Source organism: Asticcacaulis endophyticus, assembly GCF_014652575.1.
GTDB lineage: Bacteria > Pseudomonadota > Alphaproteobacteria > Caulobacterales > Caulobacteraceae > Asticcacaulis > Asticcacaulis endophyticus.
Genome location: NZ_BMZB01000007.1, coordinates 108,024 through 120,119, shown reverse-complemented (window position 1 = coordinate 120,119; position 12,096 = coordinate 108,024). Strand labels below are relative to the sequence as shown.

The 12,096-nt window shown below is 58.2% G+C and carries 11 protein-coding genes; 6 read left to right on the top strand and 5 right to left on the bottom strand.

The window, feature by feature from the left end; all coding sequences use genetic code 11:
- Positions 1 to 54: 54 nt before the first annotated feature.
- Positions 55 to 399 carry a hypothetical protein gene (locus tag IE102_RS16930; protein ID WP_189488918.1) on the bottom strand — a complete coding sequence of 115 codons (345 nt, stop codon included), beginning with the start codon at positions 397 to 399 and terminating at the stop codon, positions 55 to 57.
- Between the two features lie 174 nt (positions 400 to 573).
- Between IE102_RS16930 and IE102_RS16925 the strand changes: the two genes are divergently transcribed.
- The 3 genes from IE102_RS16925 (at position 574) to IE102_RS16915 (ending at position 3,931) form a co-directional block, all read left to right on the top strand.
- On the top strand, positions 574 to 1,782 hold the full coding sequence (locus IE102_RS16925; protein ID WP_189488916.1) for an aromatic ring-hydroxylating oxygenase subunit alpha: 1,209 nt from the start codon (positions 574 to 576) through the stop codon (positions 1,780 to 1,782).
- 99 nt (positions 1,783 to 1,881) lie between these two features.
- Positions 1,882 to 2,973, top strand: a complete 1,092-nt coding sequence (locus IE102_RS16920) for an acetamidase/formamidase family protein (protein ID WP_189488909.1) — start codon at positions 1,882 to 1,884, stop codon at positions 2,971 to 2,973.
- Position 2,974: 1 nt separating this feature from the next.
- A complete protein-coding gene (locus IE102_RS16915; protein ID WP_189488907.1) occupies positions 2,975 to 3,931 on the top strand; it encodes a helix-turn-helix domain-containing protein in 957 nt (318 codons plus the stop codon).
- Here IE102_RS16915 and IE102_RS16910 read toward each other — a convergent pair.
- Together IE102_RS16910 and IE102_RS16905 are read right to left on the bottom strand one after the other, a co-directional pair.
- Positions 3,928 to 4,200, bottom strand: a complete 273-nt coding sequence (locus IE102_RS16910; RefSeq protein WP_189488905.1) for a hypothetical protein — start codon at positions 4,198 to 4,200, stop codon at positions 3,928 to 3,930. The two genes, IE102_RS16915 and IE102_RS16910, sit on opposite strands and share 4 nt — an antisense overlap.
- Positions 4,201 to 4,481: 281 nt before the next feature.
- The gene (locus tag IE102_RS16905; RefSeq protein ID WP_189488903.1) at positions 4,482 to 5,762 is read right to left on the bottom strand and encodes an MFS transporter; all 1,281 of its coding nucleotides are present in this window, start codon (positions 5,760 to 5,762) and stop codon (positions 4,482 to 4,484) included.
- Positions 5,763 to 5,957: 195 nt separating this feature from the next.
- On the opposite strand from IE102_RS16905, the gene IE102_RS16900 reads away from it, so the two are divergent.
- From IE102_RS16900 to IE102_RS16890, 3 genes are all read left to right on the top strand, one after another.
- Entirely contained in the window at positions 5,958 to 8,150 is a 2,193-nt protein-coding gene (locus tag IE102_RS16900; protein ID WP_189488901.1) for a beta-glucosidase family protein, read from the top strand.
- Between the two features lie 234 nt (positions 8,151 to 8,384).
- Entirely contained in the window at positions 8,385 to 9,221 is an 837-nt protein-coding gene (locus IE102_RS16895; RefSeq protein WP_189488899.1) for a DODA-type extradiol aromatic ring-opening family dioxygenase, read from the top strand.
- 127 nt (positions 9,222 to 9,348) lie between these two features.
- Positions 9,349 to 9,840 carry a VOC family protein gene (locus tag IE102_RS16890; protein WP_189488897.1) on the top strand — a complete coding sequence of 164 codons (492 nt, stop codon included), beginning with the start codon at positions 9,349 to 9,351 and terminating at the stop codon, positions 9,838 to 9,840.
- A gap of 48 nt (positions 9,841 to 9,888) precedes the next feature.
- On the opposite strand, the gene IE102_RS16885 is transcribed toward IE102_RS16890, so the two are convergent.
- Together IE102_RS16885 and IE102_RS16880 are read right to left on the bottom strand one after the other, a co-directional pair.
- On the bottom strand, positions 9,889 to 11,127 hold the full coding sequence (locus IE102_RS16885) for an SGNH/GDSL hydrolase family protein (RefSeq protein WP_189488895.1): 1,239 nt from the start codon (positions 11,125 to 11,127) through the stop codon (positions 9,889 to 9,891).
- Positions 11,128 to 11,193: 66 nt separating this feature from the next.
- Positions 11,194 to 12,066, bottom strand: a complete 873-nt coding sequence (locus IE102_RS16880; RefSeq protein ID WP_189488893.1) for an NAD(P)-dependent oxidoreductase — start codon at positions 12,064 to 12,066, stop codon at positions 11,194 to 11,196.
- Positions 12,067 to 12,096: the final 30 nt, after the last annotated feature.

The window sequence follows — 12,096 nt, the reverse complement described above, 5'->3', positions numbered from 1 at the left end:
GAAAACAGACAACGCATTTTGAAGGCGCAAGGTGTCTAGCAATCTAGGGGCACCTCACAAAGCGTATTTTAGTCTTGCGGCTTTCAGCTTTTCCTTTGAAATATGGCTGATAAACAACCGTAACGAACTTACATTGCGCCAGTTTCTCGGCACTTCCACTAAAGAACCAATCTTACCGTTTATTGGCAACTGCAGATCATCAGCAATTTTTAAGACGGTTTCTTCTGGAACATTTGACAGCGCAGCTTTCGAGTAAATCCACTTGCTGTTGGACGTTACGTTCTGGGGTGGAGATACCTTATACTCGGCAAGGAATGCGTCGATCTCTACATACGAAAATCGATTTTGTAATTCACGCCCAATCTTATCAATTAAGGCTAGTTTTTCTGTCACGCGCATTTCGATTTCCCAATTTCGGTAATCTCAGAGATATCACTTCTCACAACTTCTTGTGCGCGTAAATACAAGACCTAATTCTTACCATAGGGCTAGGTTCACCTCACGATGGCATCCGCCTGAGCCGAGGACTCTCAGGGGCGCTGCCACGAAACGACCGAACACGAGGTGTTCACCATGGCTTTGAAACTTCCCTCCCGCGACCTTATCGCCTCATTTGACTCGTCCGACGTTGATCTGGCGGATGCGCAGACCCTACCGCCCGAATGTTACACGGACGCGGATTTCTATGAGTTTGAAAAAGAGGCGCTCTATTATCACGAATGGCTGTGCGCCGGCCGCGAGAGCTGGGTGAAAAACCCCGGCGATTATTTCACCACCAATATTGCCGGTGAGCCCATCGTCGTGGCCCGCGGCCGTGATGGCAAGGTCAACGCCATGTCGTCGGTGTGCGCGCACCGCGCCATGCTGGTGGCCGAAGGCTCCGGCAATACGCGCATGTTCCTGTGTCCTTACCACCATTGGGCCTACGGTCTGGATGGCAAGCTGACCGGCGCACCTGCGATGGAAAAGACGTGTAACTTCAACAAAGAAGACCACGGCCTGACCCGGTTTGCGGTCGAAATCTGGCACGGCTTTATCTTTGTCAATTTTGACCTCGACGCCGCCCCGCTGGCCCCGCGCCTGACGGACGTATCAGATGCCATCTCAGGCTACGATCTGGCCAATGCCGACGGCGACAAACCCGACAAGCCCGGCGTCTTCCCGTGGAACTGGAAGGTCATGTTTGAAAACAACAATGACGGTTACCACGCCTCAAAGCTCCATCAGGGGCCTCTGCATGATTTTGTGCCGTCCGATCTGGCCGAGTTCCCAGAGGCTGATCCGGCCGATGCCGGGTTCCTGCGCTACAACGGCACGCTTCATGCCGATGCCAGCTTTAACGCCACGCAAAAGGCGCTGCTGCCGGTGTTCCCGAACCTGAGTGATGCCGACCGCAACCGCATGACCTTTGCCAACATCCCGCCGACCCTGTCCTTGGTGATGATGAGCGACATGGTCATCTATCTGATCCTGCGCCCGACCGGCCCTGAGACGATGGAGCAGGACACCGGCATTCTGGTCGCCCCCGGCGCCTCAAAGCATCCGTCCTTCGGGCACAAGATGGAGATGAACATGGTCGCGGCCATGCACATCATCGATCAGGACATGCACGTCGATGAACTGGTGCAGGTCGGCCTGCGCTCCAAATTCGCGCCACGCGGCCGTTATTCGTGGCAGGAAGGCGCACAGATCCAGTTTAACCGCTGGCTGATCAAGCGCTACCGCGATGCCTATGACCGCTTAACCAGCCCTAAACTGACGGCGGTTAAGGGCGCGGCCTGAACCACCTGAAACCTTATCGTTTTCGACTCCGTCCGACCCTACCGGACGGAGATCGCCCTCCCCTGTTTTTTTTGCATAACCTCATAAGAGATCGCTTCCATGGCCTTTATCTGCACGCCCGGTGAGACCCGTCAGGACACCGAACCGAAAAACCTGCACATCCTGCGCGCCACGCCGGAGACCGTGCACTGGGGCTATTTCCACCCGGAAGTGAAGCCGTCCCTGACGGTCAAATCCGGCGATATGATCATGGCCGAAGCGGTCACCCACCATGCTGGCGACGCGCCGGAGCTGATGTTCGATGAGGCCATCAAACGCATCTTCACCGAAATCCCCGAAGCCGACCGTAATCCGGGCGTGCACATCATGACCGGCCCAATCTATGTTGAGGGGGCTGAGCCCGGCGACATGCTGGAGGTGCGCTACCTACAGATGACGCCGCGCTTTAACTACGGCTCGAACCTGGCGGCCAACTGGGGCCATCTGTACGAAGAGTTCGACAAGAAAGAACGCGTCACCATCTATGAGCTGAACCCCAACTCCAATACGGCCTCTGCCCTTTATGCCTACGATTTTCCGGGCGTTTACATGACGCCTGGCACCATCACCCACTGCGCCGAATGTGACCGCGTACCGGCCCTCAAAGGCATTTCCATTCCGGCCCGTCCGCATCTGGGCACCGCCGGTGTCGCGCCTGCGGTTGATCAGCGCGTCTCGACCATCCCCCCCGGCCTGCACGGCGGCAATATCGACAACTGGCGCATTGGTGCCGGGGCGACCATGTACTATCCGGTGCAGGTCAAGGGCGGCCTGTTCTCGATCGGCGATCCGCATGTTTCCCAAGGCGACGGCGAAATCTCCGGCACCGCCATTGAGGCCTCGCTCAACTGCCTGTTCCAGATCATTCTGCGTAAGGATTTCAAGTTCCCGTCGCCGCTGCTGGAGACCCCTAACAACTGGATCGTCCACGGCTTTGACGAAGATCTGAATAAGGCGATGAAGAACGCATCGCTCGACATGCTGGAACTGCTGACCGAGCATCAGGGCTTGTCACGCAATGATGCCTATTCGCTGATGTCGGTCGCCGCTGATTTTGGTGTGACACAGGTGGTTGACGGCACCAAGGGCATTCACGTACGCATTGATCGCAATATCTTCCCCGATAAGGGCGTGGTCAAAGACCCGGATTAAAATGCCGCTTTGGAAGTTCTCGGTTGATCCGCTCCCCGAAACGGAGCGTCAGGCGGCGTGGGTGGATGTCCTGCGCCGCCTGAAACTGCCTGTGGCCGATATCGGGTCACTGGCGCGGGTGCGCGGGTCGGTCATGATCACCACCACGCCGCTGGGCTGTGAGTTTGCTGTGCTGGAGTCAACGCCGCAGACCTATTCCGGGCGCAATCCGGATCACAATTCCGCCGTCTGGCTGGCCGTTCTGGCGCGCGGCGAAGGGGTGCTCGATGTCGGTGGTGTGGCCACAAAACTCAGCGCCCGCTCAATCATTTTTGGCGCATCAGGCGTAGATAGCACCTTGACGCTGACCACCGACTTTCGGATGCTGTTCATCAAGATCCCGCAACTGGCGGTCAGCCCGCGTCTGGTGACGCCTATGGGGCAGCGCGTCGGAGTGCTTACCGGCGCAACAGGGCTGGAGCGGATATTTCACGGCATGCTGATCACTCTGGCCGACACGCTGGAGAGCCTGACCGACGATCAGTTTCAGCCGGTCGAGCAATCGATGATCGAGTTTCTGGCGGCGTCGCTGGCCAATGATGGCCGCACGGAATCGCGCGGGGGTGCGGCAGGCGCACGCGCCTTTCACCTGCGTCGGATCTGCCAGAAGATCGAGACCCTGCTGCATGATCCCGACCTGTCGCTGATCAAGGTTGCCAATGAAAACGGCGTCTCGCCGCGCTATGTCCAAAAGCTGTTTACCGCATCAAAAATGACGTTTTCCAACTACCTCAAGACGCGGCGGCTTGAGCGATGCTATGCCGACCTGATCAGCCCGGTCCATTCACAGCTATCGGTATCGGAAATCTGCTTTCGTTGGGGGTTTAATGATGCGGCCCATTTCAGCCGCACTTTCCGCGAACGCTTTGGCATCTCCCCGTCCAAACATAGACAGTCGGCGCAGGGGAAAGCGATTTAAGCCTTTGCCCCGTCCGGAATGCGGATATTGACCAGCAACGCCGAATTCGCACAGGTCCGCCCGGCCGGATCGAGTATGGCCACCTCAGTGCCCGACGGCAAATAGGGCCTGACCCTCTTGGCCAGATATTCAGACACCATCACCCCGCCCGACATCGACCGGAAACGCTCAAAATCGTGATTGAGCTGAGTCCGGCCATTTATGCCGACAGCTATATTTACCCGATCGATAGTTTTTATATAGTCGACAAGATCACGCACACTCGACATTCCAGCCTCCAGCATCAGGGGAATACGCAGCACTAAACGATTTCAACAATAATACGGGTACGCTTACGCGAATAAAGCACGCAGAAAATGCGCACCTGAAAAGCATTCATTCACAACAGAATGATAAGGATGTTTACAACCTATGCTTATAATTTGGGATTATTCACCCACATCCTGCACAATAATACCACCAACCAAGTAAATAAAAGCTTTACATGAAATGTCGACGTAAAACCGCACCAAAGTACACTGAGCAAAGCGAAGGACTTTGGTGCGGTTAACTATATCCCGCCGTGATTGACCTGTGCAACATCGGCGGCACTGACCTTGATGCGATACGGCGGGAACAGCATGATCAGACCCGCAACGATCAGCAGGCAGATACCGATGATGACGATCGACCCGAAATAAGCCTTATGAGCATCAAACCAGATATCCATCAGATACGGTGTCACCCCCTGGGCCAGCATCACCACCGAATAGATCACGCCGGTGATGACGCCATACGCCTTGAGGCCAAAATAGCGGGAGATGAAATAGGGCAAGGCGCCGAACGCGGTTCCAAGGCCTACGCCCAGCAGGGCACCGGCCAAAATCAGCAGCGGTGTCGATGAGCCTGTCTCCAGCAGCCACAGGCCGATCGTTGCGACCACAAACGACGGGGCGGCCACACGCGGCGATTTGATGTGATCAAGCAGCGAGCCCACCGCCACCTGCCAGCCTGAGGTGACCAGCGCCAGAACCACCATAACCGTTGTCGCAATCGTCAGACTCTGGCCACGGTCGGTCAGCACCGGAATGACGTGCGAAAATATCGCGGTCAGACACCCGGCCCCCAGCCCCAAAGAGGCAATAATCAGCCAGAACGGCATGGATTTCAGGGCCTCCTTAAGGGTCAGACCTTCCAGAGCTTCGGACGGCGCATTAGGATGGTATTTCGGATTAGTCGCCTCAGTCACCACCGGACGCGGCGCATCCTTAAGCAGGAAATAGGTCGCCGGAAAACCGAGCGCGAAAATTAGAAAGCCGATCACCGCATAGCTCATCTGCCAGCCCATATAGCCCAGCAATATGGCGGCAATGATCGGCATCAGGGTCGCGCCTACGCCGTTACCCACACCGGCAGAAATCCCCAGCATCAGACCGCGGCGCTTATCGAACCACTCCGACACGACTTTTGAGAACATGGCTGTACAGGGAACGGCCCCAGCAATCCCAATCAGGGCAAACAGCAAATAAAAATTCATCAGGTTGTTATTGACCTGACTTACCGCCGCCACGCTTAAGGCAAAAAACAGATTACCGACCAGCAGAACCTTGCGGCCGCCGTAAATATCCATCAGCCGCCCCACCACCGGGAACGCGACGATGCTGACCAGAGAGATGATCCCCAAAACCGCCGTCACCTGAGAGCGCTGCCAGCCGAAATCCTCAGAGATCGGCACCAGAAAGACGCCGAACACCGCACTTACCGTCGCGGTCAGGCACACCACATTGCCGATGGTACAGGCCACCACAACCCCAAGGGCCGTCTTGGCGTTGGCTTTGGTCTCAATAGTCATTGGTCACTCCGACAAGTAACCGCCACAAAACTTGGGCGGCCTAATCCCCGCCGTCAGAGAAACTAAGAAACCGGCCCCCGTCAAAGCCAATCGTCGCACAAAGCCCTTTTGACAAAAATCAGTGCGTTTGGCGTATAGTCCGCACGCTCAACAGCCCGCAGGATAGGCACGACCATTTTTAAGGATTAGCACCCTATGCCCCGTACCGCCTGCCTTACCGCCTTAATCATTATCAGTCTGTTCACGTCGAGCGTTGCGGCCGATGAGGCGGCCAAGGCCCGCGCCGTAAAGCTGGAACAGGCCCTGACCCTGGATGAACGCATCAGCATGGTGAATGGCACCTGGCCCGTGCCGTGGGTGCCACGCACCCCCGACAATCCGCAACCGGCCGAAGCCATTCCCGCCGCCGGCTACGTGCCGGGTGTGCCGCGTCTCAATATCCCGGCCCTGTTTGAAACGGATGCCAGTCTGGGGGTTACCAATCCGTCCGATGTCCGTCCCGGCGATATCGCCACCGCCCTGCCGTCAGGCCTTGCGATTGCAGCAACCTTTAATCCGAAACTGGCCTATGACGGCGGCGCGATGATTGCGTCTGAGGCCCGCGCCAAGGGGTTTAACGTGCTTCTGACCGGCGGCGTCAACCTGACCCGCGATCCGCGCAATGGCCGCAATTTTGAGTACTTTGGCGAAGATCCGTGGCTAGCCGGGATCATGGGGGCCGAGTCCATCCGCGGCGCCCAGTCGCAAAAGATCATCGCCACGATCAAGCACTTCGCCGTCAACGATTCAGAGACCAACCGCGACTGGTCCAACAGTGTCATCGGTGAAGCCGCCATGCGCGAATCCGACCTACTGGCGTTTCAGATAGCCATTGAGCGCGGCCAGCCGTTGTCAGTTATGTGCGGCTACAATCTGGTCAACGGTGACTATGCCTGCGGCAATGACCACCTGCTGAACACGGTGCTCAAAGGCGACTGGGGCTATAAGGGCTTTGTCATGTCCGATTGGGGTTCGGTCAAGGCCACCGATTTTGCCATCAAAGGTCTTGATCAACAGTCGGCCAAGGAACTGGACGGCGCGTTCTGGTTTGGCGAACCACTTAAAAAAGCGGTTGAGGACGGCACGGTGCCCGCATCGCGCCTGTCGGACATGGTGCAGCGTATTTTGTATGCCCAGATCGCGTCGGGTATATTCGACAGCCCGCCGCAGAAAACCGATATCGACTACGCCAAAAATGCCGAAGTCAGCCGTGCTGCCGCCGAAGAAGGCATTGTCCTGCTGAAAAACGACGGCGATATTCTGCCCTTGGCCAAGACCACCCAGACCATTCTGGTCATCGGTGACTATGTCGAAAAAGGCGTGCTATCGGGTGGCGGCTCATCGAACGTGACCGGCGATTCCGGCACGCCGGGTCTGCCGCAACCGGGCCTGCCGATGAGCGCCGAAGGCCAGTTCGCGCAGTATGTGAAGGAGCAATACCACGCCTCCTCGCCGCTTACGGCCATCCGTGCGAGAGCCCCGCAGGCCAGGGTTCTGTTCGACAATGGCCGCAGCCTTCATGACGCGGTGCGCAAGGCCAAAACCGCCGATCTGGTCATCATCTTTGGCAATCAGTGGATGACGGAATCGCTTGATGCGCCCGACATGTACCTGCCCAGAGGTCAGGACGCCCTGATAACCGCCGTGACGGCGGCCAACCCGAAAACCGTGGTCGTGCTGCAAACCGGCGGGCCGGTCGCCATGCCGTGGATCGATCAGGTACCCGCCGTAGTTTCGGCCTGGTATTCCGGCGCGAAAGGCGGCGAAGCCATTGCTGATGTTTTGTTCGGTGAGGTTAATCCTTCTGGCCACCTGCCCATGACCTTCCCGCGCGATATTGCTCAAACCCCGCGTCCGGCCGTGCTGGATGGCTTTGACCTGCCCGCTAAGGTGCAATTTGACGTCACCTATCACGAAGGGGCTGATGTTGGTTACCGCTGGTTCGCCAAGACCGGTGCTGTGCCATTGTTTCCGTTTGGCCACGGCCTGAGCTATACGACCTTTGGCTATAGCGACCTTAAGGTCAAAGGCGGTAGTACCCTCTCCGTCAGTTTCAAGGTCACCAATACCGGCAAGATCGCGGGTAAGGACGCGCCGCAGGTCTATCTGACTGACGCGGCTGGCAAAAAGCTTTTGCGCCTGATCGGCTTTGACAAGATTGACCTTAAACCGGGCGAACAGCGCACCGTGTCGCTGACCGCCGATGCGCGACTATTGGCCCATTATGACGCGGCCAAACCGGGCTGGGTCATAGGCGGCGGAAATTACGGCGTCGCTGTGGGTCATTCGGCCACCGATCTGGTGGTCACCGGTTCGGCCCACATCAGGGCCCAGCGGCTAAAACCTTAAGAACCTCCCCTCTTGGAGGGGAGGGTGCCCCGAATGGGGCGGGTGGGGTAAACTTACCGATTGAGCCGATTTACCCCCTCTTACCGTCTAACTTCGTTATTCGGTAAGCTCCCCCTGCAACAAGGGGAGTTCTCATCCCGCCGTTTTCCGACAAGTTTCAAAACGCCCTCAGACAAGACGCACCTTACCCGTGCGCGTTAAAGCAAACCTCACCTTAGTTATGGATTAGCCTCAATGCCCGATTCAGCATCACCAACACCTGCGGCTACCCAGCCGACCCTGTTTATTCCGCATGGCGGCGGCCCGTGCTTTTTTATGGACTGGTCGCTGATGGGCGAACCGGCCAATACCTGGGATAAGACGGCGGAGTGGCTGAAAAATCTGGCCTCGACCCTGCCGGAGCGCCCGAAGGCCATCGTCGTCATTTCCGGTCACTGGGAAGAGTCCGTGTTTACGGTCGCGACCTCTGCGGCACCGGAAATGATCTACGATTACTATGGCTTCCCCAAGCATACCTATGAACTTCAATATCCTGCCCCCGGATCGGCTGCACTGGCCAACCGGATTGTTGAGCTTCTGACGGGCGCCGGTATTGCCGCAAAGACTGACGCCACGCGCGGCTTTGACCACGGCGTGTTCATTCCGTTCCTGCTGGCCTTCCCGGACGCCAGCATCCCGGTCGTGCCGCTGTCGCTCAAGAAAAACCTCGATCCGGCAGAGCACCTTGCCGCCGGTAAGGCCTTGAAAGCCCTGCGCGATGAAGGGGTTCTGATCGTTGGTTCGGGCATGAGCTACCACAACATGCACGCCTTCCGCACGCCGTCCGCCACCGCGCCGTCCAAGGCGTTTGACGACTACCTGACCTCATCCCTGTCGCAGGAGGAAAAGGCCGTGCGCATGGATGCACTGTCGCAGTGGTCGCAAGGCCCGGCCGCCCGCAACGCTCACCCGCGCGAAGAACACCTGCTGCCGCTGATGATCGCCGCCGGGGCCGGTGACGACGACAAGGGCGAGCGCATCTTCTCCGACGTGGTCATGCAGGCCACAGTCTCCGCTTTCCGCTTTGGGTAGTTTTTTGCGCTCAGAGGCCCCCAAAGATCATGGAAATGGGGCTCCTCGTATTCACTCGGGCGCGCTGTCGCGCTTGCCGGGAACCAAATAGCTCCCGGAGTTCTTTTAAAGAAATGGACACATCAAAATGCCCTACCCTAATACCCTGATCTTTGTTGACCTGCCGGCTGAAGACCCCACAGCCGCCGGAATCTTTTACGCCGAAGTGTTCGGCTGGGAAAACGAGCCTCGCCCTAACGGCTTGTTCCATCGTCTGGTTCCGGGCGGCTTTTTCCGTCACAAGGACGGTAGCGATAGCGAAATCGCCAATTTACATCTGGCGATTTATCGCACAGACAATGCGCGTCCATATCCTGACGCCTACGGGGCCCCGCCCCATACGGTCGCAGGCCCAGGTCGCAAAGCCCGCACCTGGATACTGGTCAGCGATGACGATACGCCTGAGCGTATTCTGGAGGCGGCGGAAACACGGGGCGCTAAAATCCTGTGGCGCGACCATTTCTGCAAGGAATTTAATGGCTTCAACTACGCCTTCATGGACCCGTGGGGTAACGAGATTGTCCTGTGGGTCAAAGGTGGGGTAAACCCCGTCATACCCGACCACTACACGTCAGAATAATAAAAAGGGGCCGGAAACGGCCTCTTTTTTTGTCTGCGTGGGGGCTTCTTATTTCGCCCAATCAAAGGCCGACAGCGGGACCGCATGGGCCATGGCCGCCGCCCCGGCATCGTTAGGATGCAGATGATCGCCCAGATCATAGCCAGCCTTGAGCCAGCCCGGACGGGACGGGTCTTCCAGCGCCTTATCAAAGTCAAACACCCCGTCAAAGTCCTGAGACTGGCGCAGCCAGGCGTTAAGCGTCTGGCGCTCGGCTTCCTTATGGTCGGTGTAGTAATCCTTGAACACCGTGCCTTTGAATGGCGTCAGGGTCGCCACATAGATTTTCATATTGTGCGCCCGCGCCCGCAAGGCCATCTGCTTGAGGCCGCCGATCAGGTCCTGCGCGGAGACATAATCGGCGGCATCGGGACTTTTGGCATGGCCCAGATCATTAATCCCGATCATGACGATCACCGCCGAGGCATTGGGTTGCGCCAGCACATCACGATCAAATCGCGCCAGCGCGCCGGTGCCAAAGCGCGCCCAGGTGCCGTGATGCAGCATCCGATTGCCGCTGATGCCCGCATTGATGACATTGACCGGCAGTTTGGCATCCCTTAAGCGCGCGTTGAGCACGTCCGGCCAGGTCCGGCCCGTATCCGGCGTGATGCCATAGCCATCAGTGATCGAATCTCCAAAGGCGATGACGGTAGATAGCGGCTTTGCACTTTCGACCTCAATGCTTGAGATAAACGCAAAGGCATTGCCGATCCCGATATCGATTGTCTCCGCCGGAAATGGCGCGTTGGCGGCCTGCTGACCCGTCGCCACATAGAGCGCACCGCGCTGAATATCATGGACGGTTTTGAGCGGCACAGGGCCCTTAGCATAGACGCTAACCGCCAGATCGGCTCCGGCCACGACCTTAAGATCAACCGGATCGCTGATGACATAGGCCCCCGGCGCGATGGTTACCCCTGCCGCCCCGTTAAAGGTCAGGCCCCGGTCACTGGCGGGGTCAATCCCTGATCCTGTGGTGCGGCGGGCAATGTGCACATCCGCAAGCCGCAAAGGTTTGTCGCCATAGGCGTTGGACAGGCGCACCCGCACCCGCTCACCCCCGGCGCTGACCTTCACGATCTGGCGCAGGGTGATATCTTTGGCCGTGACGTCTGCCCCCGAAGGTTCCGGTGCGGCATAAAAGGCCGGGTGCCACGTCGGCATCGGCGACTTGGCCCACGCTGCGGGCGCCATCAGGGCCAGACTTAAAACAACAGCAAAAGCACGACGGGAAAGGGTGAGCATGAGATGGACCTGTCAGCAAAAGGGACAGCCGTCATCTAGCCTGATTTGCCAGCGTTCGTGAACGCCTTATTGTGAGCGCGCCCGCACCGATTTTATGACGGCCGCGATATCCTCCGTGCCATAGCCGTCGGCTACGGCCGCATCAAAGGTGGCTATCGCGGCCTTGACGGTGCGCAAATCAACCCCCAATTTTTCAGCCTCGGTGACCGCATAGGCCATGTCCTTGGCCTGCAAACTGACCTGAAAGTTCGGGCGATAATCCCCCGCCAGCACGCGGGCGGTGATCATTTTCACCATCGGGCTGCCCGGCGCGCCGCTGATCAGGGTTTCCACGGACTTTTCAAACGCAAGGCCGCTTTGCTCGATCATGGCCAGCCCTTCGGCCAGGGCAGCAATCTGCACACCCCCGACGAAGTTATTGATCAGCTTGAACTTCGTGCCGCTGCCCGATGGCCCCAGATGAACGATATCCTTGCTCATGGCCTTAAGCGCAGGGGTGGCGCGAGCAATGCCGCCCACCTCACCGCCAATGATGAACACCAGTTCACCCGTCTCGGCGGCAACCTTTGAGCCGGTCACCGGCGCATCGAGCGGCACCCCACCGGCCACGGCCACAGCCTGCGCCCACTCGGCAATCCAGTCCGGCGATAAGGTAGAGGCTTCGATGCAGACCGCATCCACGGCCATGCCCGCAATCGCCCCGTCCGCCCCCAGCCAGACCCCGCGTGAAGCGGCATCATCCGTCAGCATGGCGATAATCACATCAGCATCTTCGGCCGCTTCGCGCGGGGATGCCGCCACCCGCGCCTGATCCGCAAACGGCGCCGCACGCTCAGGGTTGCGGTTATAAACACTCACCTCAAACCCTGCCCCGATAAGGCGGCGAACCATGCCAGCACCCATGATCCCAAGCCCCAGAAACGCAATCTTTAGTGTCATATTCGCCCCTCTTCATGCAAAATATCCCGG